Genomic DNA, 25,281 nt, shown 5'->3' with positions numbered 1-25,281 from the left:
TCCCGTCAGTTTGTTTCCGTTTGTTTCCGTTTATTTCCGTTTTTTTTGGCAGTTATGCGAAATGGGCAGATGCATCGCGTCGACCGGCAGCGACATAGGTTTTCAGTGTGCACTCCGGAACATCGTGCTTCTGCTCGCGCACGTGCTCGCGTGTGTGCTCGCGCTAAAGATAACGATCACGCCCAGTCGCCGGTGCCGAACTCGCTTCTCAGCCGCTCGACCGCCAGATCGATAAAGCCTCGAATCTTCGCTGGCGTGTGAAGCCGCTCGGCGTAGACGACATGCACGGGCATGGGCGGTTCTTCGAACTCGTCCAGCACTGTTTGCAATGCGCCGGACTGGAGTTGCGCCGCGATCTGATACGCAGGGACGCGCGTCACGCCCATGCCCGACTCGGCGGCTGCAATCGCGGCGTCGTTCGTATTGCACGACAAGACCGGGCTCAGCCGCGCCACGATGTCGCTCGCGGCTCCAAAGCGCCACTCGAACGCGGACCAGGCCGCCGTCGAACCGATGATCCGATGACGAGACAGGTCATCGGGGCTCTGCGGCACGCCATGACGCCGCCAGTAATCCGGCGCGGCGCAGACGACACGCCGCACGGCGCCGACCGTCCGCGCGACATAACTCGCGTCCGGCAGATGGCCGATGCGAACCGCGACGTCGATCCCCTCTTCGACCAGGTTCGTCATGCGGTCGACGAACAGCGCGTGCCCGATCAACTTGGGATGACGTTCGAGAAACGCGTTGAGAATGGGCAGCACGTGCATGCGGCCGAACAGTACCGGCGCCGACACCGTGAGCGTCCCGGTGGGTGCCGCATACGAGCCGGAAGCGGCCGCTTCGGCTTGCTGCACTTCCGCGATGATGCGGCGGCAGTCGTCGAGATAGCGCTCGCCGATGTCGGTGAGCTTGATCGACCGCGTCGTTCTGACGAACAGGCGCGCGCCGAGCGTCTCTTCGAGCAACGCGATGGTGCGGGTCACGGTCGGCGGGCTGGCGTTCAGTTGACGGGCCGCGCCCGCAAAGCCGCCCGCTTCGGCAACCTTCACGAAGACCGTCATGGCGTGTAAGCGATCGATGATATTCCCCTTGTCGTACTCAGCCGGCGCGCGCTCAGTATTCTGTTCGCTGGATGATATACGAGCCGATCGTGCCGGATTCCGCGCCACCATTCGAAAAAACGGAAGAGTCTATTCAGCCCGATTGGCGTTCTGTTCGGGCGCGTGTGTCTTTACGCTTCGTTCATCTGAGCGGACTGGCCGCCCAGGCTAACCGAGGTTGAACACATGAAACTCTATTACGACGCATTGTCGGGCCACTCGCATCGCGTGCAGCTTTTCCTGTCGCTTCTTGGCAAGCCGGTTGAAATCGTCAACGTGTCGCTCGCGGCCGGCGAACACAAGAAGTCCGAGTTCCTCAAACTGAATCGCTTCGGCCAACTGCCGGTTCTCGAAGAAAACGGCGCGGTGCTCGCCGACTCGGCCGCCATCCTCGTGTATCTCGCCAAAAAATTCGGCCACGGTGCGTGGCTCCCTGAAGACGCGCTGGGTGCAGCACGCGTGCATCGCTGGCTCTCGGTGGCGTCCGGAGAAATCGCCTATGGCCCTTCGGCCGCGCGCCTCATCACCCTGTTCGGCGCGAAGCTGAATGCGGACGAAGTCATCAAGCGTTCCCACGACATCCTGAAGCTCATCGACGCGGAACTCGACGGCCGTCAGTGGATTGCGCTCGATCAGCCGAGCATCGCCGATGTCGCGCTGTACAGCTACATCACGGCGGCGCCGGAAGGCAATGTCGACATTTCCGGCTACGCCAATGTCAACGCGTGGCTCAAGCGTGTCGAAGCACTGCCCGGCTTCGTGCCCTTCGCACGCAACGCGGTCGGCCTGCGGGCTGCTGCCTGATCTTTCGAACTCAGGGAAGCCGCTGCTTGCCGGGCGTCTTCCCGTCGCGACCTCGAGCTCATCATGTCGAATACGCCACCATCGCCGGGCTGGGGCCTGGAACAATCGCCTTTCCATGAAGGTGAACTGGCCGTGCAGGAACGGGTCGGCGTACGCGAGAAAATGGCCGTGGCGGGCCGCCAGGTCGTGCGGGAATATCTCACTGAACAGCACCGGGAATTCTTCGGTCTACTACCCTATATTTTCGTTGGATCGGTCGACGCACAAGGAAGACCGTGGGCGTCGATTCTGCTCGGCAAGACCGGCTTTCTCGATGCAATCGACACGACCACGGTCAAGGTGAAAGCAACGCCGCTCCACGGCGACCCGCTCGCCGACAATCTGCGAACCGGCGCCGAGATCGCCATGCTCGGCGTTCAACTCCACACGCGTCGTCGCAATCGCTTTTTCGGCAGCGTGGCCGATCTGAAAGACGGCGAATTCACGATCGCCGTGCGGCAGACGCTGGGAATTTGTCCTCAGTACATTCAAGGCCGCGAGCCGGTCTTTCACCGTGACCCGGCGCTGCGCGAAGCGACGCCGGTGCACCGTCATGAGCGTATCGACGCAACAGTGAAGGCCATGATCGGAAGCGCGGACACTTACTTCATTGCGTCCGCGAACATGCGCGAAGGCGACGGTGTCGCGCGTGGCGCCGATGTCTCTCATCGCGGAGGCCGGCCGGGTTTCGTTCGCGTCGACAATGAAACGACGCTCACGGCGCCAGATTTCGTCGGCAATTTCATCTTCAACACGCTCGGCAACTGGCAGCTCGACAACCGTGCAGGGCTGCTGTTCATCGACTTCGCGCGCGGTGACCTGGTGTATATCGCGGCCACCGCCGAAATTATCTGGGACGGCCCCGAGGTGCGCGCGTTCGCCGGTGCGCAGCGGCTGGTCCGCTATCACGTCACCGAGGTAATTCGTGTCGAGGCGAGTCTGCCCGCCCACTTCACGCCTCCCGAAGATTCGCCGCTGCTCGCACGGACCGGCAGCTGGAGCGATGTCGCGCAGACGCTCGAGGTCGAGCGCTACCGAAACGAATGGCGGCCGTTTCGCGTTGCGCGCGTTGTCGAAGAGACCGCGCAGATCCGGTCGTTCTATCTCGAACCCACCGATGGCCGAGGGCTGGCCGCTTATTCGGCCGGACAATTCCTGCCGGTGCGTGTGCAGCCCGATGGCTGGAGCGAAGCGGCGAGCCGGACATACACGCTGTCGAGCGCGTCCGGCGGATCGAGTTACCGCATCACGGTCAAACGCGAAGGTGCGGGTGGCATCTCCGACTGGCTCCACGACCACGCAACCGTGGGCACGCTGATCGAGGGCATGGCGCCGCGCGGCTCGTTCGTCTTCGACGTCGATGCGCGCACACCGGTCGTACTCATTTCGGCCGGCGTCGGCATCACGCCGATGATTGCGATGGTGGATACGCTGCTCGTCAATAACGGACGAACCATCCACCACGCGCCGATCTTTTTCGTGCACGCCACGAGAACGCCGGCAAGCCACGCGTTCCGCGCGTTTATCGACGACAAGGCGGCACGCGCCAGCAATTTTCATCCGTACATCCGCTACAGCCGACCGCTTCCTGACGACGCGATTCTGGGCAAGCATGAAAGTATGGGTATGGTGGACATCGAACTGCTGAAATCCATCCTGCCGTTCGACAACTATCACTTCTACCTGTGCGGTCCCTCTGCATTCATGCAATCGCTCTACGACGGGCTAACTGGTTTAGGTGTGCGCGATTCGTCGATTCATTTCGAGAGCTTCGGCCCTGCATCCGTGAAGCGTCGTAGAGAAACTCTTGCTACGGATAACGATGCGGAGGAATCCGTCGTCGTGAAGTTTGCCAGGTCGGGAAAGACGGCGCGCTGGCGTCCCGCTCACGGGTCGCTGCTCGACCTGGCAGAAAGCTGTGGAATAAACGCGTTGTCGAGTTGCCGCGTTGGAGTTTGCGGCACGTGCTCGGCAAAAGTACTCGACGGCACGGTCGATTACGCCCAGCCGCCGGGTCACGACATTGTTCCGGGTGAGGCGCTGATCTGCTGCGCTACGCCGCATCCCGGCCCTCATCTCGAAGGTTCGCTCGATAGAGAGGGGGTGACGCTCGATCTTTGATGAGCATGTTTTTTTTGGTGAGGTGTGAGGGGTCAGGCGATGCTTCGACCCGCAGCGTTCTTCGCGACCTCCTCCGCCGCGCGCGCGAGACGCTCGACCCAATCCTGGTGATAACGATAAAGGCCGCCGGGATGCTGCCGTCCAAGCATGTCGAGGAACCACGGCCCTTGCTGCGTTTCTTCCGTCAGCAAGTGGCAACCTTCGTCGGTCGGCGTGATGACCCAGCCGTGGTACGCGCTGGAACCGGTCTCGTCGCCATCGACCGTGGTCGCCCAGGCGAGCCTGCGGTTCGGCACGTATTCCGTCACCACGAGGCTCATCGGGAAGCCGACCGTTACGCGTGTATAGCGGGTTCCCAATGCCAGTTCCGGCTCGGCCGACTGAATCTCGACCTGGTCCTCGGGCGGAAAATACGCCGACCATTTTTTCGCATCGACGAGCAGTTTCCACACCACTTCGGGCGGCGCCTTCACGTCGATGTCGTTGAGCGCGTAGATGGCGGATATTTTCGGATCGTAGCGCTCCGGCCAGATGACATGGTCGTACATGGCTTATTGCTCCTTCCTGAAGAGGTCCTGAAAAATCAGCGGCGCCCAGCGCTTGTCGCGCGCCTGCACGAGCTGACCGCCCTCCGCGATCTTGCCGAGACTGACCGCCGCATAGCCGAGCCGTTCGACGAGCGCCGCCACTTTCGTGCTCGCAGACTCGTCGTCGCTCGACAGAAAAATCACGCGACGGCCAGCGGCGCTGGCGGGATTGTCAGCGAGCACTTTGGCGGGCAAATGATTGAACGCCTTGACGAGGGATGCGCCCGCAAACGCCTTCGCCACGATTGCCGAGGAAGGCTGGTTGTCCAGTTCGGACAACGGCACGCCATACGCGTTGGTGGCGTCGATGACGATCTTGTCTTGCCAGTCCGACACCGCTTTCGCGACGTCGCGGTGTGCCCAGAAAGGCACGGCGAGAATGATGACGTCGGCCTCGAGCGCCTTCTGAAGCGTGACGGGCGTCACCTTGTCGCCCAGCGCATGGGCCAGTGAAGCGAGCGACGCCGGCCCGCGCGTATTCGCGATGCCGACCGCAATGCCGCTGCGGGCAAACTGACTGGCGAGCGCGGCGCCCACGCTGCCGCTGCCGATGATGGAACAGGTCATACAACCTCCCGGATAAATGGATGGACTCGACGGAGCCGTAAAGCGCCGCTGCTGCGCCTCACGACGATGTCGCTGCGTTGGTGGAAATCATCGCAGCGCCTCATGCATCTGGGAAGCCGGTATATCGAGATACAATCCATCTATCTTTGAGATGGATGAAACACCATGCTGGACGGGATTTCGCTGGATCAACTGAGAACCTTCATCGCCGCCGTGGACGAGGGCAGCTTCTCGGCGGCAGCCCGCAAGCTCAACCGGGTGCAGTCGGCGGTGAGCGGCTGGGTCGGCGGCCTGGAAGACCAGACCGGAGTCGTATTGTTCGACCGCTCCGGTCGTTTTCCGAAGCTCACGCCGGAGGGCGCGCTGCTGCTCGCCGACGCACGCAACATCGTCGCCGGCGTGGACACGCTGAAGGCACGCGCGAGACTCATGACCTCCGGCGTCGAGGCCGAACTCTCGGTGGTGGTCGATGTTTTCTTTCCGACCGCAGTGGTGAGCGCCGTCGCGAGGGCGTTCGCGGAAAAGTTTCCGCTGACGCCGCTGCGCCTCTTCGTCGAAGGACTGGGCGCCGCCTATCAGCCCGTGCTGGATGGCCGCTGCAGTCTGGGGATATTGCCGCCGCTGCCGCAATCGTTTCCTTCGCTGGTGAGCGAGCGCATCGGCGACGTGCCGCTGATTGCCGTCGCGTCGGCATGTCACCCGCTCGCCAGTGTGAAGCATCGGATACCCCGGCGCGAACTGGCCAAGCATGTCCAACTGGTGCTGACCGACCGATCCGATCTCACGGCGGGCCGCGACTTCGGCGTAGCGTCGGCCATGACCTGGCGTCTCGCGGATCTCTCGACGAAACACGCCTTTCTCAAAGACTGCGTGGGCTGGGGCGGCATGCCCTTGCACATGGTCGAAAAAGACATTGCCGAAGGCACGCTGGCCGTTCTCGACGTGGACGACATGCCGCCCAGCGGCTGGATGCTGACGATGTCGGTTTATCACCGGCCGTCGCAGCCGCCCGGACCAGCGGGCAAATGGTTCGTCGATTGCCTGAAGCGGTTATGGAAGGAGTCGGATGGCGGGCGGTTGGTGTAGGGGCGGCGCCTCGTCTTGCAACCCGGCTCAAGCAAACGACGTCATTTCAATATTTCTTGAAATGTTGGAGCGGATCATTTATCGTTCCGTTCATGGACTCAAATCTCGTCGTACGCGCCCTCGGTGCGCTCGCTCATGAATCTCGTCTCGCCGTGTTCCGACTGCTCGTCGTCGCCGGTCCGGATGGCATGGCGGCCGGTGAGATTGCGCAGCAGGTTGGGCTCTCCCCGTCGAGCCTGTCGTTCCATCTGAAAGATCTCACCCACGCCGACCTGGTCAAGCCACGGCAGGATGGAAGGTTCGTCTACTACGCAGCCAATTTCGACGCGATGACAGGCCTGATTGGTTTTCTGACGGAGAACTGCTGTGCGGGTGAAACGTGTGTCGCGAGCGACCTCTCCGATTGCTGCGGGAAGACTCCGTGAAGCGCTGTGTTGTCGGCTTCACGAGCGAGCATTTCAGCGCACCCGCGCTGGTTTAAAGTCCGCCAGGAATTTCATGAGCACCGTTGACACATCCAGCGACGACATTCGTCCGGCGATCGGTTCCTTCGAGCGTTATCTGACGCTTTGGGTCGCACTTTGCATTGTCGGCGGCATTCTGCTCGGCCAGATATTTCCGGGAATCTTTCACGCGATAGCGCGCCTGGAAGTGGCGCAGGTTAATCTTCCGGTCGGCGTTCTGATCTGGGTGATGATCGTTCCGATGCTGGTCAAGATCGACTTTACCGCCATGACTCAGGTCAAGCGTCATTGGCGAGGCATTGGCGTCACGTTGTTCGTGAACTGGCTGATCAAACCTTTCTCGATGGCTCTACTTGGCTGGATTTTCGTTCGCCATGTGTTTGCTTCATGGCTGCCCGCCGCGCAACTCGACAGTTACATCGCCGGCCTGATCCTGCTCGCCGCCGCACCGTGCACGGCGATGGTGTTTGTCTGGTCTCAACTATGCAAGGGCGACGCGTATTTCACGCTGTCGCAGGTCGCGCTGAACGATTCGATCATGATCGTGGCGTTCGCTCCACTGGTCGCCCTGCTGCTCGGCCTGTCGGCCATCACCGTGCCATGGGACACGCTGATTATCTCCGTCGTGTTGTACATCATCGTTCCGGTCGTACTGGCACAAGTGCTGCGCAAGCGGCTGCTTGCCAAAGGCGAGGCGAGTTTCCAACGGACCGTTGCGCATCTCGGACCGTATTCCATTTGCGCGCTTCTGACGACCCTGATTCTGCTGTTTGCGTTTCAGGGACAGGCCATCATTAGAGAACCGCTCGTTATCGCATTGCTGGCGGTACCGATCCTGATTCAGGTGTTTTTCAATTCCGGTCTCGCTTATCTGCTCAATCGTCGCCTGGGCGTCGCGCATTGCGTCGCGGGTCCGTCGAGTCTTATCGGCGCGAGCAACTTCTTCGAGCTTGCCGTGGCCACCGCCATCGGTCTTTTCGGTTTCCAGTCGGGCGCGGCACTCGCGACCGTGGTAGGTGTACTGATCGAAGTTCCGGTCATGCTGGTCGTGGTCAGCGTGGTGAACCGGTCACGGCACTGGTACGAAGCAGGTAACGCAATCAAAGGACAGAAGCCATGACCGTCACGATCTATCACAACCCCGATTGCGGCACGTCTCGCAACACGCTGGCCATAATTCGCCATGCAGGCATCGAGCCTCTGGTTATCGAATATCTGAAAACGCCGCCGGATCGCGACACGCTGAAAGCGCTGATCGAGCGGGCGGGTCTCACGGTACGCGCGGCACTGCGCGAGAAAGGGACACCGTACGCGGAACTCGGGCTGGGTGACACGTCGCTCAGCGACGAGCAATTGCTCGACGCCATGCAAGCGCATCCGATACTCATCAATCGTCCGTTTGTCGTCACGCCTCACGGTGTGCGTCTGTGCCGTCCCTCGGAACTCGTCCTGGACATCTTGCCCGACGCACTGAACCAACCTTTCACCAAGGAATACGGCGAAGTCGTGATCGACAACACGGGCCGGAGAGTGAACAAGTGATCGACAACCTGCCCAACATCAGCGCTGCACATCTCGATACGCCCGACCTGAACAAGCTCTCGCCCGGCGTCGAATTGCAGCACGCGCCGCGAATTCTTCTGCTCTACGGGTCGTTGCGCGCCACGTCGTTCAGCCGTCAGCTCACGCTGGAAGCGGAGCGCATCCTGCGTCACTTCGGCGCCGATACCCGCGTCTTCGATCCGCACGACCTGCCGATCATCCCAAGGTGGTCGAACTGCGCAAACTCTCGGAGTGGTCGGAAGGCCATGTCTGGTGTAGTCCGGAACGTCACGGCACACTCACCGCCGTTTTCAAGAACCAGATCGACTGGCTGCCGCTGGAGAGCGGTGGCGTGCGTCCTACGCAAGGCCGCACCCTGGCAGTCATGCAGGTATGTGGCGGCTCGCAGTCGTTCAACGCGGTGAACGCTCTACGCGTGCTGGGTCGATGGATGAGGATGGTGACGATTCCGAACCAGTCGTCGGTGGCGAAGGCGTGGCAGGAGTTCGATGCAGAAGGACGGATGAAACCGTCTTCCTACTATGACCGTCTGGTCGACGTCATGGAAGAACTGTACAAGTTCACGTTAATGGTGCGCAGCCGCTCGGCCTACCTCACCGACCGCTATAGCGAACGCAAGGAAGCTCACCCTGAACTCGCCGAACAGCTCGCCGCTGCGGCGATGGACCACGAGACGGTTGCCGCCAATAGCGACACTGACGAGAACGAAACCGAATAGACGTGGGCTCGTGGCCATGGCTGCAATGTCCGGAATGCGAACGACCAGTACCACCCCACCTCACGTCGGCGAAGTGGATACTGCGGCCGCCGATTCATCGCAAACCCCACAGGCCTTCTTCAGCGAGCCACGAAACACCAGCCACAGCCCAAGCGAGCCCATCGACACCGCTCCCAGCACGAGAAAAGCCACCGTATAGCCGAAGTGCTGCGCGAGCACGCCACCGAGCGCGGGACTCAGCGCCGCGCCCGCGCCCTGCAAGGTCATCACTACGCCTTGTCCGACGTTGACCCGTCCGGTGCCCTGCAAAAGCCGCACGATCAGCGCGGGAACGGCCACACTCTGCAGTCCCGCGCCGATGCCGTCGAGCGCCTGCACAGGCCAGACGCCCCACGCCGAAATGAACATCGCGGCGACCACGCCACGCAGCGGCAACGCAAGAAACGTGATGAGAATCACAGTCCAGTAGCCGACGCGTTGAATCAACCGGTTCGCGAAGCACGCCGCGACCACCATCACGAGTTGCGCCACCACGATTGTCTGCGCCGTGAACGCGCTCGGGTCGCCCTTGTGCGCGGCCACGACGGCCAGGCCGTAAAGCGGCAGCATCGCGGCATTGCCCAAATGAAACATCGCCAGCGCGGCGGACAACAGCAGGAGCGGGCGGCATGTCAGCAGCACGCGAAATCCGCTGGCCTGCTCGTGCTGCTGCGCGGAAGACGCGGCGCCGAGGCCGCGTGCGCGGTCGTGATCGATGGAGTCGCGACGGATCAGCAATGTCGAGATGACCGTCAGCGCGCCGAACACGCCCGCGAGCGCGAACACCGCGCCGAAGCCATAGCGCCAGCCGAGCCATCCCGACAGCGCCGCGGCGACGACGTTGCCCGCGTGGTTGGCCACCTGGTTGCGGCCGAACTGTTTGTCGAAGCCGCGCTCGTGAACCATGCCGAGCGTCACGCCCGCCACTGCCGGACCGAGTGCGGCGCCCGTCACCGCCGTGACGATCTGCGACGCCGCGACCATCCAGTACGTATGGGACACCCACAGCACGAGCGAGGCGAGCGTCGTCATCACGCCGGCGGCGACGATCACGCTGCGCTTGTAGTGGGTCGCGTCGACGAGCGCGCCGGCCGGCGAAGTCGCGAGCATGCCGGCGAGGCCGCCCAGGGTCATCACGGTGCCGATCGCGTCCGGGTGCCAGCCCTGCGACTGCAGAAAGACGCCGAGAAACGGGCCGATGCCCGCCTGCACATCGGCCATGAAGAAGTTCAGTCCTTCGAGTGCGTACAGGGGATTCATCGATCGATCTCCGTCCATGCTCACACCACGCCCGCACCCTTCGCTATCTTCTTTGCTGCGCGCGCTTCAGGTAGCGGTTTCTGCGTCGACCAGTTCGGCGATCTCATCCACTTCGATGGTTCGCCCGTGCCGGTTCCGCACGCCATGGCCCCATGCATGGACATGCGCGCCCGGCGTGAGGTACGACGTCAATCCGGAGGCGGCATGCGGCGGCATGCGCAAGGACGTGCCATCGTCCAGCAAGGCGCCGCGCAATTCGCCCTTCGGACCGAACAGCGACAGCACCACTTCGCCGCTCGCCTGCATCGGACTGCGCTCGACCTCGGGCCGGTGATGTTTCTCGCCGTCACGATGCGGACCTTCGTCGAGGATGACCTTGCCGCTCTTCGGCGTGATCGACACGGCCGCGATCAGGTCCGCGCCGCGCGCTCTCACACCCCGCACGCGCACCGCGTCGCCCACGGCTACGAGCCGCGCGACTTGCCGCGACAGATGCGGCGGGAAATGCACCTGTTGCATCTGACGCGAGCCGAGTACGAAGCCGTCGAGTTCGCCGTGCGGATTGAGAAGAAAGCGCGTGACCTTGCCGCGCGTTTCGGGAAGGCTGTCGGGATCGATCCAATGCATGTTGCAAGTCCTTTTTCGGGGTGATGGAACTGGTGACGGCTGCTTCGGGCTATCGGGCTTCCATCCCCGAAGGCAACGCAGTCAGGAGTGCATCAGCAAAATTCCAGCCCGGCCGTGAAGCTGCGTCGCCGGAATGCGGATCGCCTCGCGACGGCCGATCCGATCGCGCAAAGCACTTGTCCCGCCAGCCGCTTTGAATATATGATGCGTATACGTTTCGTATATAACCAATCACGAGGAATGAAGTGGGCATCGTAAATATCGACGACGATTTGCACGACCAGATACGCAAGGCAAGCGCGGTGTCATGCCGCTCGATCAATGCGCAAGCGGCTTTCTGGATCAAGATCGGCATGCTGTGCGAGATGAACCCGACGCTGAGTTTCAACGAGATCGCAACGCGCGAACTGCGCGCCGCGGGCGTCGTGGCGCAAGCTGTCAAAGTGGCTTTGACATGACCAAGCGTCCCGAAGAAATCGAGTTGATGGCGGAGTCGGGTCGATTGCTGGCGCAGGTATTCGGCTATCTCAATCAGATGAGCCTGATCGGCATGACGACCATGCAGGTCAACGATCTGATCGACCGTTTCATCGTGCAGGAACTCGACGCGCGTCCCGCGAGCAAAGGTCAGTATGGCTACGCTTACGCGCTCAACGCGTCACGCAACGAGGTGGTCTGCCACGGTGTTCCATCGCCCAACGACGTGCTGCAAAGCGGCGATATCGTCAATTTCGACATCACGCTGGAAAAAAACGGCTTCATCGCGGATTCGAGTAAAACCTATCTGGTCGGAGAGGTGTCGCCGCTCGCCAAACGGCTTGTGCAGGTGACCTACGAAGCGATGTGGAAAGGGATCAAGGCGGTTCGCCCCGGTGCGCGACTCGGCGACATCGGCCACGCCATCGAACGGCATGCGCGCAGAAACGGTTACTCGGTCGTGCGGGAATATTGCGGACACGGTATCGGCCGCGAAATGCACGAAGATCCGCAAGTGCTGCATTGGGGAAAGCCGAAAACGGGTTTGCTGTTGCGGGAAGGCATGGTGTTCACGATCGAACCCATGCTCAACCAGGGTCGGCCTACCGTTCAAACCGAAGGCGATGGCTGGACCGTGGTCACACGCGATGGGCAACTGTCGGCGCAATTCGAGCACACGGTCGCAGTGACCGGGAACGGCGTCCGCGTCCTCACGCTACGGCCGGAAGAAAGCGTGCCGAACTAACAAGCCGGCGCCTTCCGCCACGCCATGCGCGTCACCCTCAATTCGGCGTTATACCCGCCCCCGGATTCGACATCGTGACGGCAGCCTGCCCCGTCGCGTTGCGCGCCTTGCGCTTGTCTATTTCCGCGAAACGGATCTTGATGCGCTTGCGCATCGGCTCTTCGTAGAACTTGAAGAAAACAAGACTCGCGAGCACCGAAAAAATCATCACGATCCAGCCGTTGGATTTCCCGAAGCCGAGCATCAGCGCGATGAGTGCGATCGGCAAATGCGTCAGGTAAAGCGAATAGCTCGCTTCACCCAAGCGCACCAGCGGACGCGAACTCAGGATGCCGAACACCGGTTTCTCCAGCAAGGCGAGGCCCAGAATCAGCATGGCGAAGAATGGCGACTGCAAATAGAAGTCGGGCGAGATGGGACGCCACAAGCTGAGAATCACCACGCCCACGAGCGCGACGCTCACCAGCACCTTGCCTTTGGCATGCTGCGACACGCCGCTCGCGGCAAGCCGCAACCAGATGATCGCCGACGCAATGCCCATCACGAATTCCGAGAGCCGTGTCAGCGGCAGCGAATACGTCATCGAGCCGCTGCGCGAAATCGGCAGGAAAGTGTTGAGCATCACGATCCAGATACCGGTCGCGATCCATAGCGCGACGCACGTCAGCAGAAGGCGCGCGGCCTTCATCGTCATCATCCGGCGCAACAGCAGCGGGAACAGCAGGTAGAAGAAAATCTCGCAGGAGATACTGTCCGACGGCCCGTTCCACGGCTGGTTGATCGCCGAGAAAGGGAACCAGCCGTTGATCAGTAGCAACTGACAGACGAAGCTCGCGGCCAGCGAAATGTAAATCGAACTCTTCAGCGCGAACCACTTGAGCATCAACGCGGCGTTGTCGGTGTAAAGCAGATAGACCACGACCGGCACGCACAGCAGCAAGCCGAGCAGGATCATCGGGTAGATGCGGGCAAAGCGCGCTTCGTAAAACATGCGGGCGCCGTCGCGGTCGATCTTGTCGCGATAGGTGAACGTCAGGATGAAGCCCGACAGCACGAAGAACAGCGAAACGGCGGTCCGGCCGCCGTCGATGAAATTGAAAACGGACGTTGGCAACGGCAGCAGGCCGTTTTCGTAGTAGTGGGAGACGACCACCGCGAACGCGGCGAGGAAGCGAATACTCGTCAACGCGGGAAAGCCGCCGCCCGACTGATTGAGCCCCGTGGACATGAAACCGCCTCCCTGCTTTAGGTATGACGTGAATCTAGCATCCGCAAAAAGCGGAACTGTGGGGTTGGCGGCATTTCCTCAGCGGTTGGCGGCTCGTTCGGGGTAATTTGGCGGGAATGACCAGCGCAGCTTTCGGCTTTGATCTAACGCGATTCACCGCTGATCGAAGCGATTCAGTGCTCCTTGCACAACTCCGCTACGGTCGCGAGAAAGCGCTGCGCGCCGACCGGCTTGCGCAGGCATACGTCCCAGTTTTTCTTGCTGTTGTCGAGCGGCGGCACGGCGGTGTGCACGAGAATGGGCACGTCCGCGAGTTCGGGCATCGCTCTCAGGCGGCGGCACAGTTCGGCGCCGTCCATCTTCGGCATCATCCAGTCGGTAATAATGAGGTCGGGAACGACAGACGACAGGCGCGCCACGGCTTCCGCGCCGTTCGCTGCGCAGTTCACTTCGTAACCTTCGCTTTCAAGAATCAGGCGCCACGCCGCCAGGATTTCCGGCTCGTCGTCCACCAGCAAGATTGAGTGCATCAGGGCCGCCGGGTTAAACGTATTCGTTATCTGCCTAATCCGACGCAAGACGTGTTCCAGAAAACGCGAATGCGACGATAATGATGCAAGACGATTGAGCAGGCAGCACGATTTCCGCCCACCGGAACATGTAAATAGCCTGCCCGACGCCTTTCGGTGCCTTCAGTCTCGCAGCAGCCGGGTCGCAAACCGGCACCCGGCGGTCTTTCGTCCAGACGGGCCGCCATGCCGCGAGTCTATGCAGGTTGTAGAAACTTCAACCCCAAGCACCACGATGACCGATACCCCTCTCAGGCCACTGCGCAAGTTCGCCGACTTCGTGCGCGCGGAGCGCGTGCGTCTGACCGAGCAATGGATGCAGGCCGTGTTCGGCGACGCCGACCTCGTCGAAGCCGACAAGCTCACCTACCAGCAGCTCGCCGACCATCTGCCGGAAATTCTCGACGGCATGTGCGCCGCGCTCGACGTGGAAGACCTCGAACGGCTCGAACCGTCGATCGAAAAAAATGCCCGCAAACACGGCATGGTGCGCTTTCGCCAGGGCTATCGGATCGAGGAACTGGTGCGCGAGCTGGATCTTTTCCACCAGGTGCTCGCCGATGCGCTCGAAGAATTCGCGGACCGCGACAACACCTTCACGCGGCGTCACGAAGCACGCGCCCGGCGCCTCATCGCGGAAGCGCTCAGCATGGTGACGCACACGTCGATCCGCGAAGTGGTCAGTGAACGCGACCGCAAGATCGACGAATACACCGGGCGGCTCGAACGCGCCAATCACGAACTGACCTTGAAGCAGCGTCTGGTCGGCGATCTCTACGAATCGCGCATGCAGATCACGCGCAGCGTGGTGCACGACCTGCGCAACTTCCTGAACGCGTTCTCGATCGCGCTGCAACTGATCGCCCGTGCACCTGCCAAGGCGGAGACGGCGCTCACGCTGGCCAATCGCCAGGCGGCCGACATGAAACAGCTGGTGGAGCAGATGGTGGAGTATTCCGTCGTGCTCGGCGACGGTGCGCCGCTGGAGCTCGAACCGGTGGACTTGCGCGAGCTTTACGACGAACTGGTCGCTTCGTCGCGGCCGTCCATCGAGGCGAAGGGTCTGGCGTTTCGCGCCAGCTTCGATTGTGAGCCGGTCAACGTCACGTCGAACCGGCTGAAGCTCAAGCAGATCGCGGTGAATCTGTTGTCCAACGCGACCAAGTACACGAAGTCGGGGCAAATCGAACTGGCTTTCGTCGCATCGGGAAGCGACCGTTGGTCGATTCATGTCTCCGATACCGGCGTCGGGATCGCCTCGTCGGACGCCGATCGCGTGTTCGACGAGTTCGAGCGCGCGGCCGGCGACGACATTCCCGGCACGGGCCTTGGCCTCGCGATCGTCAAGGAGCTATGCCGCGTGCTGGGCGGCCAGATCGATTTCGTCTCGCGCGAGGGCGTCGGCACACGCTTCGAGATCCGCTTCCCGCAGACACTGCAAGAGAGCTGACGCGCTGCGGACCGCGCCCGTTCAACTCGGCGCGCGGCAAATCATGCCCAGTGCGCCGGCACCCACACATAGCCGACCCAGTGTCCCGGCACCCACACTGCCGGACGCGGCGGCGCCACATAAGCGACGCGCGGCGCGACATACACCGGCGGCAGCGGCGGTGCATACACCACGGGCGGCGTCACCACGACGACGGCCTTCGGCGGCGGCGGCGGCGGTGCCACCACGACCGGCGGCGGCACATAGACGGGCGGCGGTGCGACCACGACCGGCTTCGGCGTGACCACCACGGCCGTGCCGCCGGTCGCCACTACACCGGTCGTTACCACCGTTCCGCTGGTCGTGACCGTATGGCCGTAGCTGCCGGTGGCGGTCGTCGATGTCGTGACGACGCCGGGCGCCACGCGCGTCGCCGTGCCGGCATGATCCACGCTGTTGCCGTTCGCGCCCGTCACCGTGCCGGAGCGAGAGCACGATGCCCCGGCGCAACTGGTCGAGGCCGAGTGGCTTGCGGTATTGCCGTTCCAGCCCGTCACCGTGCCTGACGACGAATACTGCCCCGGTGCAGTCCTGCTGACGTCGCCCGACGTGGTCGCCGTCTTGCCGTCCGGTCCGGTGAGCGTGCCGTTGTGCGAGCAGGTGCCGCCCGCGCAACTCGTGTCGCCGGCATGCTGGACCGAATTGCCGTAGCGGCCCGTCGCCGTGCCCGAGTTCGAGAACTGTCCCGGCGCGGTGCGCGTCACGGTGCCGGTGTTGCTGGCGAAGCCGCCGTACGGGCCCACCACGCCGCCCGCATGCGAACAGCTGCCGCCGCCGCACGATCCGTAGCGTCCGCCGTTATACGTGCCGCGCGACGTGTACGCCGTGCCATGCTGCGACCACGCGAACGCCGACGCGCTGCCGAACGACAACACGGCGACGCTCACGCCGAGCAGCAGTTTGCGCAGTACGCCGCATGCCGTGCGAACGGTCGTGCCGCGTGCCTCGTGAGCGGCGGCAGAAGCCAGTGAAGTGCGGATGACGGGAGCGACGAACGAATGCTTTTTCACGATATGTCCTTCCAGGTTTCGGGCCACTTTTCGTGCTGCGGCGTGGCGACGAACGGACTATAGAAGGACGCTCCCGAATAATCATCCGGGAAGATATGTCACGCTGTTTCACTACGGAGAAGGCCCGCCCGGCAACGCCTTGCGGCGTTCGGGCAGGCGCCCGCGACATATCCCGACATAAATTGCCGCGGGCGAATTCGCCGCTTTCAGGCCGGCACGCTCGGCGATGTCATGCGCGCCGCCGCGGCGTCGGCCACGCGATCGGCCTGGTATGACGAACGAACCAGCGGACCCGCCGTGACTTCGCCGAAACCCATCGCCAGACCTGCCTCCCGCCAGGCGGCGAACTGCTCGGGCGCCACGTAGCGCCGCACCGGCATATGAAAGCGCGAGGGCGCGAGATACTGCCCGATCGTCAGAATATCGACCCCGTGCGCGCGCAGATCGCGCATGGTGTCGAGCAGTTCGTCGTCCGACTCGCCGAGCCCAACCATCAAACCCGACTTCGTCAGCACCGCCCGATTCGCCTCCTTCACGCGCGCCAGCAACGCCAGCGAGCCGCGATAATCCGCGCCCGCTCGCGCAGCCCGATACACCGAGGGCACCGTTTCGATGTTGTGATTGAAGACGTCGGGCCACGCCTGCGACAACGCCGCCATCGCGCGCTCGACGCGTCCGCGAAAATCCGGCGTCAGCACTTCGACGCGGATGCCCGGCACACGCTCGCGCAACAGCGCAATACAGCGTGCAAAGTGCGCGGCGCCGCCGTCGCGCAGGTCGTCGCGATCCACTGAGGTGACCACCACGTAGCGCAAGGCCAGCGCCGCCACCGCGTCGGCGAGCCGCTCCGGTTCAGCGGCGTCGAGCGGTTCGGGGCGGCCGTGCGCGACGTCGCAGAACGCACAGCGCCGCGTGCAGATGCCGCCCATGATCATGAACGTCGCCGTGCGCTGCGCGAAGCACTCGCCGATGTTCGGACACATCGCCTCTTCGCACACCGAATGCAGACGATGCTCGCGCAGCACCGCCGCCACGCCCGCCACGGTTTCACTCATCATGGGCCGCGCGTGCAACCAGGGCGGCTTCGGCAAACTGTCGCCGCCCTCGCGCGGCACGATCTTCACCGGAATGCGCGCGAGCTTGTCGCTGTTGCGCTTGCCGTGCTGACCGAGCGCGGTGACGCTTTCGCCCTGCAGTGCGGCGTCCATCTCAACGACCCAGAAAATCGTCGAGCAGACGGTTCACCTCCGAGGCCGCCTCCATCTGCACCATATGCCCTTTGCCGTCGAGCACGTGAACGCGGATGTCGCCCTGCAAGCCCTGCGCGTGCGAAGCCGGAATGATCTGGTCCTGCGCGCCCCAGATCACGAGCGTGCGCGGCGCCAGTTGCGCGAGCCGCTCACGGTAGCCGGCGCGCTGTTCGCCGCCCACGAAAGCCGCCGCCGCGATCTTGCCCAGCGCCTCCTGCACGCCTTCGAGCCGCTTGTATTTGACGATGTCCTCCACGAGTTGCCGTGTCACGAGCGAAGGGTCCGCGAACAGTTTCGCGAGGTGCGGCTTGAGCGCGTTGCGATTGCTGCCCTGCGCGAAGCCGTCGATGTACGCCTGATTGATCTCCTTGCCGAGACCCGCGCCCGCAATGAGCGCGAGCGACGCGACGCGCGCGGGCGCCGTGGCCGCCACCGTCATCGCGATCAGCGCGCCCATCGAATGACCGATCAGATGCGCCTTGTCGATGCCGCGGTCGTCCATGAAGGCGATCACGCTCGCGGCGAGTTCGTCGGCGCTGCCGGATTCGACCGACTTGCCCGACTCGCCGTGGCCCGGCAGATCGAGCGCCCACACCGTACGATGCGCGGCCAGCTCCGCGTGATTGAACAGCCAGTTGTTCAGATCGCCGCCAAAGCCGTGGATCAGGATGGCCGGCGTGCCGCCTTCGCCGAGTTTCAGATAACGCATCGTGCGGCCGCCGATCTGCGTCTTTTCCGGCTGCGGGCCGCTTTCGCCCGCTTCGGCCGCGGCCGGAACGAAGTCGCGCTGGAAGGCTTCGACCGCAGCGTCGATCTCCGCGTCCGGCGTGTCGGGATCGGCCACGACGGCGAGCAGCGCGCCGACCGGCAGCGTGTCGCCCTCCTGCGCGATCTGCCGGCGCAAGGTGCCCTCGAACGCGCACTCCACGCCGGACGAAATCTTGTCCGTCTCCACGTCGAGCACTTCGTCGCCTTTGCTGACCTTGTCGCCTATCGCCTTGAGCCAGCCGTTCACCTGGCCCTGCTCCATCGACAAACCCCACTTGGGCATCGTAATCATCTGGATCGGCATCGCTTAACCTCGCACTTTGAGAACGGCTTCGGCAATCTGCGCCGCCGACGGGATGTACATGTCTTCCAGCACGCCGGCAAACGGCGCCGGTGTATGCGGCGCGGTCACCATTTCGATTGGCGCTTTGAGCGAGTGGAAGGCGCGTTGCGCGATCAGTGCGGAGATGTCCGTGGCAATCGAGCAGCGCGGATTCGCTTCGTCCACCACGACGACGCGACCGGTCCGTTCGGCACTTTCGAGAATCGTGTCTTCATCCAGCGGCGACGTGGTGCGCAGATCGATCACCTCGACCTGGATGCCGTCTTTCGCGAGCTTTTCGGCGGCTTCGGTCGCGTAATGCACCATCCGGCCATACGTGACGATGGTGGCGTCGTCGCCGTCGCGCACCACGTTCGCTTCGCCGAACGGAATCGCATACGACTCTTCGGGCACGTCGCCTTCGCGGCCGTACAGCAATTTGTGCTCGCAGAAAATCACCGGATCGTTGTCGCGAATGGCCTGAATCAGCAGGCCTTTCGCGTCGTACGGCGTGGACGGGCACACCACCTTGAGTCCGGGAATGTGCGTGAATAGCGAGGTCAGCATTTGCGAGTGCTGCGCTGCCGCGCGCAAGCCCGCGCCTTGCATCGCGCGAATCACCACGGGCGTCACGGCCTTGCCGCCGAACATGTAGCGGAATTTGGCGGCCTGATTGAAGATCTGGTCGAAGCACACGCCCATGAAGTCGATGAACATGAGTTCCGCCACGGGACGCATGCCGCACGCCGCCGCGCCCACCGCCGCGCCGATATAACCGCCTTCCGACAGCGGCGTGTCGAGCACGCGGCCCGGATATTTGTGAAAGAGTCCTTTGGTCACGCCGAGCACGCCTCCCCACGCGTCCTGCTCGCCGGGCGAACCGGCGCCGCCCGCATTGTCTTCACCCATCACGATGACCGTTTCGTCGCGGGCCATCTCCTGACTCAGCGCTTCGTTGATTGCCTGAGAAAACGTGATCTTCCGTGCCATGTCTGTCTCCAACATCGTTACATTCGTCCGGCGCAGCCTTCTGGCTCGCACCGATCCACATCGATCAGATTTGCTGCCGACGCGTCACGGATACGACACGTACACGTCGCTCAGCAGATCTTCCGCGGTCGGCAGCGGCGCGGCCTTGGCTTCGCTCACCGCGTTGTCGATCAGGGTTTTGACTTCGGCGTCCACGCTGCGCAGTTGATCCGCGCCGAGCATTTCCGCGCGCACCACGCGCTCCTCGAAACGCTTCAGGCAGTCCTTCTCGTCGCGCAGTTTCTGCACTTCGCCCGGCGCGCGATAGGTTTGCGCGTCGCCTTCGAAGTGGCCGAAATAGCGGGAGAATTTCACTTCGACGAGCGTCGGGCCGCCGCCCTGGCGCGCCCGTTCGATCGCTTCGCCGAGCGCCTCGTGCACCGCGAAGAAATCGAAGCCGTCCACGATCACACCCGGCATGCCGAAGCCGGCCGCGCGGTCCGCGATGTTGTCCGTCGCGACCGACCACGTCGAAGAAGTCGCCTCGGCATAACCGTTGTTTTCCGCGACGAAAATCGCCGGCAGACGCCACACGGAAGCGAGATTCATCGACTCGAAAATCACGCCCTGATTCGACGCGCCGTCACCGAAAAAACACACGCCTACGCCGCCCGACTTCTTGTACTTCGCCGCGAGCGCCGCGCCGCAAATCAACGGGCCGCCGGCACCCACGATGCCGTTCGCGCCGAGCATGCCCTTCGACAGATCGGCGATATGCATCGAGCCGCCCTTGCCGTGGCAAACGCCCGTCTTGCGGCCGTAGATTTCGGCCATCATGCCGCGCACGTCCACGCCTTTGGCGATGCAATGGCCGTGGCCGCGGTGCGTGGTCGCGACGTAATCGGCGTCGTTCAGATGCAGCATCGTGCCCACCGCGGACGCCTCTTCGCCCGCATACAGATGCACGAAACCGGGAATTTCGCCGGTCGCGAATTCGACATGCAGACGCTCCTCGAACTCGCGGATCGTGCGCATCATGCGATACGCCTTCAGCAATTCGTCCTTGCTCAGATCATTTGAAGCCGACATGGTGTGTCTCCTTGGAATGAATGCCCTGCCTGAACCAACCACAACAAATCACGCTGACTGTGCGACCACGCTGGCCACGTCGCGCACGAGTTGCCGCGACGCGGCGTATCGCAGCGTGCGTTCGACATCGACGGTCAGCGGGCCGTCCCAGTCGAGCGCGATCTCGTAACGGTCGCCGCGTTCCAGTTCGATCTCGCGCTCGCCGTCGAAAGCGAGCGTGCCCTGCCCCGTTTCGAGCGGCATCCACGCGCCGACTTCGAAGCGCTCGCAGGTTCGCATCGACACGCGGTCGACCCGTCCCGGTGCAATCGGCGCGACGATCGGTACGCCCGACTCGCCGGGCCGCGCGAAGCGCAGATGCAGGCCGTGCGACGCGGTCCGCTCGACCGGCGCCCACGCGCCGCCAATCGACGACAGACCGATGCCGTCCGGCGAGGCGAACGTGAGATAAAGCGTTTCGATATCCGTCGGTTCCGAGACGGCGCGCGCGCCGATGAAGCGTTGACGGCTCACGCACACGTCCACGAGCGCGATCTCTTCGCGCCCGGCATTCGGTCCTTCGACGCAGCGGACCACCAGCCGCTTGTTGCGCGTGAGCGCCGCGTCGGGCGGCACGGCGCCGGACGCGACGAGCGCGCCGGCGAGTCCGGCCACGGTCGCTTCGCGCAGATCGGGGAAGGCGTTGTTGGTGCCCGTCGATAACGTCAGCAGCGGCACCCTGCCGCAATGCGCCGCCACCGCGCGATGCGTGCCGTCGCCGCCGAGCACCGCGATCAACTCGACACCTGCGCGCAGCATCGCGGCGACACCTTCGTGCGTGTCGGCGACGCTATCCGTGATCGGCTGTTCGATGAAGTCCACGTCGGGCCAGCGCTGTTGCACCGCCACTGCGGCGTGCGTGTCGAGCGCGCGCAGAACCAGCGCCGCGACGCCGGTGCGGTCGCGCAAGGTCAGCACGCGATCGACGCCGAGCACGCCGAGACCCGCGAGTAAACGCACCACCATGTTGGCCTTTTCCGCGGTCGGGAAAACCGACGCGTACGTGGTGAGTCGGCGAATATCGCGACCGGACGCGGGATTGGCAATCACGCCGACCGTAATGGGCGATGGCACTTTGCTTGTCTCCTGCCCGCGTCGAACGCAAGCGATGTATTGAGTGCGCGATGGATTTCGCCACGGCGCTTTGTCATGCGAAGCACTCTGCAAAGGGTGTGCCATGCGAACGAAGACCGCATGCCGTGAAGCGAAAAATGCCTTGTTTCAAGGGGTTTCCGGCAAGAAAGCAACGTTCCGTTCGACGGGACAAAGGCGCGCTGCCTTCGCGTTGCGGCGTCTCACGAGGTCTGTTCGCGACACGTTGGCGCCGCCATGCGGACGCGGCGATCGACCGCGAAGTCCCGTTGCGGCGGCCTTCGCAGCCATCGCGCAAGATCGTCTCAAGGCGTCGTGAGACGAACGTCTCACGCGTCTCTCGTGCTGCAATGCAGTGTGATTGATGAAGGCGGATGTGCTACAAGAACGCCTGTACCCACCGTGTGTCGCGCGACTGGAGCCGGCCATGCCTTACGTCTCGCAAACCCAGCATATCGACCGCGTGCGCGGCGCCATTGAAGGACGGCTGCCGGCGCCCGCCGATTCGCCGCGCCTGGTGTCGTCGTGGCAACGTTCGTTCGAGCAGTACCGTCTGGACCCCGGCGCGGTGATCGGCCCGCGCGTGCTGACGTCCGCCGAACTGCGCGAAGTTCAGGGCAAGGAAGAAGCCTTTCTGCGCGCATCGGGCCAATGCCTCTCGCGACTGCACGACATGATTCGCGTGGCCGATTACTGCGTGATGTTGACCGACGCGCACGGCGTCACCATCGACTATCGGATCGACCGCGAGCGCCGCGGCGACTTCAAGCATGCGGGCCTTTATATCGGCTCGTGCTGGTCGGAGCGCGAGGAAGGCACCTGCGGCGTCGCGAACGTGCTGACCGATCTGGCGCCGATCACCGTGCACAAGACCGATCATTTCCGCGCGGCCTTCACCACGCTCACCTGCAGCGCCGCGCCGATCTTCGCGCCCACCGGCGAAATGATCGGCGTGCTCGATGCCTCGGCCGTGCAATCGCCGGATAACCGTGAAAGTCAGCGGCTGGTTTTTCAGCTGGTGCGCCAGAGCGCCGGTCTCATCGAAGACGGCTATTTCCTCAACCAGACCACCCAGCACTGGATACTGTTCGGTCACTCGAGCCGCAACTTCGTCGAGGCGCAACCGGAAGTCCTCATTGCATTCGACGAAGCCGGCAATCTGGTCGCCGCCAATCGCAAGGCGCGGGAGTGCATTCCCGCCCTGAGCGGTCCGCGTCATATCGACGAAGTGTTCGACACCGCGAACGTCCAGTTGCACGACATTGCGCGAACCGATGCCATCGTGGCGCTGAGACTGCGCGCCACCGGCTCGACGCTTTACGCGCGAATTCGCGCGCCGCTCAGGCGCGTCTCGCGCGGCAACGGCTTCGCCCACGACGTGAACGGCGCCACGCCGCGAAGCGATCCGCAAGGCAGTTTGCAGGTCGGCGCGCTCGGCCGTTTTCTGCATAGCAAAGACCCACGTATCGCCAACAATGCCGCGATCGCGTTGCGCGTCGCCGGCAAGCGGCTGCCGATTCTGATACTCGGCGAGACGGGCGTCGGCAAGGAAGTATTCGCACATGCCGTGCACGACGCCGGGACGCGTCGCACGCGGCCTTTTATCGCGGTGAATTGCGGCGCGATTCCCGAGTCGCTGATCGAGAGCGAACTGTTCGGCTACGCGCCGGGCGCGTTCACCGGAGCACGCAGCCGTGGCGCGCGCGGAAAAATCGCGCAGGCCCACACAGGTACGCTTTTTCTCGACGAAATCGGCGACATGCCGCTCAATCTGCAAACTCGCCTGTTGCGCGTGCTAGCGGAAGGCGAAGTGATGCCGCTCGGCGGCGACGCTCCGGTTCGCGTCGATCTCGACGTAATCTGCGCGACGCACCGCGATCTCGCGCAGATGGTGGCCGAAGGCTCGTTCCGCGAAGACCTCTATTACCGCCTGAGCGGCGCGAGTCTGCCGATGCCGCCATTGCGCCAGCGCGCGGATATTCGCGACGTCATCGAAGCCGTGTTCGACGAAGAGGCGCACATGACCGGTCACGTGCTCACACTCGACCCGCGTCTGACGGACCGCCTCGCCGCCTTCGCGTGGCCCGGCAATATCCGGCAACTGCGCAACGTCTTGCGCTACGCGTGTGCGGTCTGCGATTCGGCGCGCGTGGAATTACGGCATATCGCGCCGGATATCGCGGCGCAACTCGAACCCGACCTGAGGCAACGCGGCGCGGGCCACGAGTTCGCGCCGCTTGCCGCCGACGACGATCCACGTGACGAACGCAGCCGGATTGTCGATGCACTCACGCGCCATCAATGGCATCCGAACGCGGCGGCGCAGGCTCTGGGAATATCGCGCGCCACCTTGTACCGGCGCATTGCGAAACTGGGGATTGTCGGGCCGCACCGAAGCTGACTCTGCTCGCGTGGTGAGCGTGCCGCGAAAATACAAACGCCCCTGCATGGAGGGGCGTTTGTGTGTTGAGAAGGCGCTTACTGGGCGGCGTCTTGCGGCGTGACCTGCACCGCGGCAGCCGAGACGAATACGGCATGAATGGTGTCGCCGACCTTCACGTCTTGCAGATCGACATCCGGACCCACCTCCAGCGTTTGCGTCTGATACGCGCCGCGCAGCGTGACGAGGCGCTTCTTGCGGTCGATCTTCTGCACGGTGGCCAGCACTTCCACTTGACGGGCCGACTCGAAGCCGCCCGACGCCGGCGCGTAAACCTGCGTGTCGACACGTTTGCGGATGCCTTTGTCTGCGCCGCTCACCTTTTCGGCTTTGACGAGCAAGGCGTTTTTGTAGAGAACGTCGACGCGGTCGCCGACATGCAGTTTGTCGAAACCCTCGACCTGCTGGCTCACCAGCACGACCAGCGCGTTACCGTTCGGCCCCTTGAGCGTGAGCGTGCGGCTGGCCGGATCGATACCGACGATCTGCGCCTTCACATGAACGGGCGTGACCACGCCGACGACCGCACGCGCGGTGCTGGCCATGGCGTCCTGCGCCCAGACCGGCTGCGATGCGGCCGCTGCCGCCACGAACAACGCTGCTCCGATTGCCGCTAGTTTCATACACGCTCTCCTCGTGAAAAATTCGATCCGGTGACGGCACGCCAAAAACGGGACACTCAGGATGACGATTATCTAAAGGCGCATAACGCAGACGATTGTACATGCCTAATCCGATCCGGAGATAATCTCGACACTTCGTTTTCCTGCCGAATCGGCATCAACACGAGAATCGGCAAGATCGAGTCCCAGCAAG

Annotated in this window: 24 protein-coding genes and 1 pseudogene; 11 read left to right on the top strand and 14 right to left on the bottom strand. The window is 63.2% G+C overall.

Going from position 1 to position 25,281, the window contains the following annotated elements; genetic code table 11:
• Positions 1-176 precede the first annotated feature (176 nt).
• Positions 177-1,064: a LysR family transcriptional regulator gene (locus P3T18_RS13260; RefSeq protein WP_429300380.1), complete on the bottom strand. Its 888-nt coding sequence runs from the start codon at positions 1,062-1,064 to the stop codon at positions 177-179.
• Positions 1,065-1,289: 225 nt separating this feature from the next.
• Here P3T18_RS13260 and P3T18_RS13255 point away from each other — a divergent pair, with 225 nt between their 5' ends.
• Complete coding sequence (locus tag P3T18_RS13255; RefSeq protein ID WP_429300379.1) at positions 1,290-1,907, top strand: glutathione S-transferase family protein; 618 nt, start codon at positions 1,290-1,292, stop codon at positions 1,905-1,907.
• Positions 1,908-1,970: 63 nt separating this feature from the next.
• Positions 1,971-4,067 (top strand): pyridoxamine 5'-phosphate oxidase family protein, encoded by a 2,097-nt coding sequence (locus tag P3T18_RS13250; protein WP_429300378.1) that lies wholly within the window; start codon positions 1,971-1,973, stop codon positions 4,065-4,067.
• A 32-nt stretch (positions 4,068-4,099) separates the two neighbouring features.
• Here P3T18_RS13250 and P3T18_RS13245 read toward each other — a convergent pair whose 3' ends face one another.
• Positions 4,100-4,615, bottom strand: coding sequence for an SRPBCC domain-containing protein (locus P3T18_RS13245; protein WP_429300377.1), 516 nt, complete (start codon positions 4,613-4,615; stop codon positions 4,100-4,102).
• 3 nt (positions 4,616-4,618) lie between these two features.
• Positions 4,619-5,221: an NADPH-dependent F420 reductase gene (locus P3T18_RS13240; protein ID WP_429300376.1), complete on the bottom strand. Its 603-nt coding sequence runs from the start codon at positions 5,219-5,221 to the stop codon at positions 4,619-4,621.
• 165 nt (positions 5,222-5,386) lie between these two features.
• On the opposite strand from P3T18_RS13240, the gene P3T18_RS13235 reads away from it, so the two are divergent.
• From P3T18_RS13235 to arsH, 5 genes and pseudogenes are all read left to right on the top strand, one after another.
• Positions 5,387-6,307, top strand: a complete 921-nt coding sequence (locus P3T18_RS13235; protein WP_429300375.1) for a LysR family transcriptional regulator — start codon at positions 5,387-5,389, stop codon at positions 6,305-6,307.
• Between the two features lie 92 nt (positions 6,308-6,399).
• Complete coding sequence (locus tag P3T18_RS13230; RefSeq protein ID WP_429300374.1) at positions 6,400-6,732, top strand: ArsR/SmtB family transcription factor; 333 nt, start codon at positions 6,400-6,402, stop codon at positions 6,730-6,732.
• Between the two features lie 73 nt (positions 6,733-6,805).
• Positions 6,806-7,891 carry an ACR3 family arsenite efflux transporter gene (gene arsB, locus P3T18_RS13225; RefSeq protein WP_429300373.1) on the top strand — a complete coding sequence of 362 codons (1,086 nt, stop codon included), beginning with the start codon at positions 6,806-6,808 and terminating at the stop codon, positions 7,889-7,891.
• A complete protein-coding gene (arsC, locus tag P3T18_RS13220; protein ID WP_429300372.1) occupies positions 7,888-8,313 on the top strand; it encodes an arsenate reductase (glutaredoxin) in 426 nt (141 codons plus the stop codon). Before arsB ends, arsC begins: the two co-directional genes overlap by 4 nt.
• Positions 8,199-9,052, top strand: a pseudogene (arsH, locus tag P3T18_RS13215) (arsenical resistance protein ArsH). The gene arsC and the pseudogene arsH overlap by 115 nt, the downstream one beginning before the upstream one ends.
• Before the next feature lie 60 nt (positions 9,053-9,112).
• Here the strand turns inward: arsH and P3T18_RS13210 are convergent.
• The gene (locus P3T18_RS13210; RefSeq protein WP_429300371.1) at positions 9,113-10,351 is read right to left on the bottom strand and encodes an MFS transporter; all 1,239 of its coding nucleotides are present in this window, start codon (positions 10,349-10,351) and stop codon (positions 9,113-9,115) included.
• A 66-nt stretch (positions 10,352-10,417) separates the two neighbouring features.
• Complete coding sequence (locus tag P3T18_RS13205; RefSeq protein ID WP_429300370.1) at positions 10,418-10,978, bottom strand: hypothetical protein; 561 nt, start codon at positions 10,976-10,978, stop codon at positions 10,418-10,420.
• Between the two features lie 245 nt (positions 10,979-11,223).
• Here P3T18_RS13205 and P3T18_RS13200 point away from each other — a divergent pair, with 245 nt between their 5' ends.
• Positions 11,224-11,436, top strand: a complete 213-nt coding sequence (locus P3T18_RS13200) for a ParD-like family protein (RefSeq protein WP_429300369.1) — start codon at positions 11,224-11,226, stop codon at positions 11,434-11,436.
• Positions 11,433-12,200: a type I methionyl aminopeptidase gene (map, locus tag P3T18_RS13195; RefSeq protein ID WP_429300368.1), complete on the top strand. Its 768-nt coding sequence runs from the start codon at positions 11,433-11,435 to the stop codon at positions 12,198-12,200. The genes P3T18_RS13200 and map overlap by 4 nt, the downstream gene beginning before the upstream one ends.
• Before the next feature lie 37 nt (positions 12,201-12,237).
• Here the strand turns inward: map and P3T18_RS13190 are convergent, their stop codons facing one another.
• Together P3T18_RS13190 and P3T18_RS13185 are read right to left on the bottom strand one after the other, a co-directional pair.
• Entirely contained in the window at positions 12,238-13,428 is a 1,191-nt protein-coding gene (locus P3T18_RS13190) for an acyltransferase family protein (RefSeq protein WP_429300367.1), read from the bottom strand.
• Between the two features lie 173 nt (positions 13,429-13,601).
• Positions 13,602-13,958 (bottom strand): response regulator, encoded by a 357-nt coding sequence (locus P3T18_RS13185; RefSeq protein WP_429300366.1) that lies wholly within the window; start codon positions 13,956-13,958, stop codon positions 13,602-13,604.
• 274 nt (positions 13,959-14,232) lie between these two features.
• Between P3T18_RS13185 and P3T18_RS13180 the strand changes: the two genes are divergently transcribed.
• Positions 14,233-15,447, top strand: a complete 1,215-nt coding sequence (locus P3T18_RS13180; protein ID WP_429300365.1) for a sensor histidine kinase — start codon at positions 14,233-14,235, stop codon at positions 15,445-15,447.
• 41 nt (positions 15,448-15,488) lie between these two features.
• Here P3T18_RS13180 and P3T18_RS13175 read toward each other — a convergent pair whose 3' ends face one another.
• The 6 genes from P3T18_RS13175 to P3T18_RS13150 all read right to left on the bottom strand — a co-directional run bounded on the left by P3T18_RS13175 (position 15,489) and on the right by P3T18_RS13150 (position 22,007).
• The gene (locus P3T18_RS13175) at positions 15,489-16,496 is read right to left on the bottom strand and encodes a hypothetical protein (protein ID WP_429300364.1); all 1,008 of its coding nucleotides are present in this window, start codon (positions 16,494-16,496) and stop codon (positions 15,489-15,491) included.
• Positions 16,497-16,702: 206 nt separating this feature from the next.
• Positions 16,703-17,704 carry a lipoyl synthase gene (gene lipA, locus P3T18_RS13170; RefSeq protein ID WP_429300363.1) on the bottom strand — a complete coding sequence of 334 codons (1,002 nt, stop codon included), beginning with the start codon at positions 17,702-17,704 and terminating at the stop codon, positions 16,703-16,705.
• 1 nt (position 17,705) lies between these two features.
• Positions 17,706-18,818, bottom strand: coding sequence for an acetoin dehydrogenase dihydrolipoyllysine-residue acetyltransferase subunit (locus tag P3T18_RS13165; protein ID WP_429300362.1), 1,113 nt, complete (start codon positions 18,816-18,818; stop codon positions 17,706-17,708).
• Positions 18,819-18,821: 3 nt separating this feature from the next.
• Positions 18,822-19,826, bottom strand: a complete 1,005-nt coding sequence (locus tag P3T18_RS13160) for an alpha-ketoacid dehydrogenase subunit beta (protein WP_429300361.1) — start codon at positions 19,824-19,826, stop codon at positions 18,822-18,824.
• An 84-nt stretch (positions 19,827-19,910) separates the two neighbouring features.
• Positions 19,911-20,894 carry a thiamine pyrophosphate-dependent dehydrogenase E1 component subunit alpha gene (locus P3T18_RS13155; protein ID WP_429300360.1) on the bottom strand — a complete coding sequence of 328 codons (984 nt, stop codon included), beginning with the start codon at positions 20,892-20,894 and terminating at the stop codon, positions 19,911-19,913.
• 48 nt (positions 20,895-20,942) lie between these two features.
• Positions 20,943-22,007 (bottom strand): ATP-NAD kinase family protein, encoded by a 1,065-nt coding sequence (locus tag P3T18_RS13150; RefSeq protein ID WP_429300359.1) that lies wholly within the window; start codon positions 22,005-22,007, stop codon positions 20,943-20,945.
• A 445-nt stretch (positions 22,008-22,452) separates the two neighbouring features.
• Between P3T18_RS13150 and P3T18_RS13145 the strand changes: the two genes are divergently transcribed.
• Positions 22,453-24,426, top strand: coding sequence for a sigma-54-dependent Fis family transcriptional regulator (locus P3T18_RS13145; protein ID WP_429300358.1), 1,974 nt, complete (start codon positions 22,453-22,455; stop codon positions 24,424-24,426).
• Between the two features lie 77 nt (positions 24,427-24,503).
• On the opposite strand, the gene P3T18_RS13140 is transcribed toward P3T18_RS13145, so the two are convergent.
• Entirely contained in the window at positions 24,504-25,088 is a 585-nt protein-coding gene (locus P3T18_RS13140; RefSeq protein WP_429300357.1) for a hypothetical protein, read from the bottom strand.
• Between the last annotated feature and the right edge of the window lie 193 nt (positions 25,089-25,281).

This window comes from Paraburkholderia sp. GAS199, from assembly GCF_050436585.1.
Classification (GTDB): domain Bacteria; phylum Pseudomonadota; class Gammaproteobacteria; order Burkholderiales; family Burkholderiaceae; genus Paraburkholderia.
This window is presented reverse-complemented; position numbering and strand designations above follow the sequence as displayed.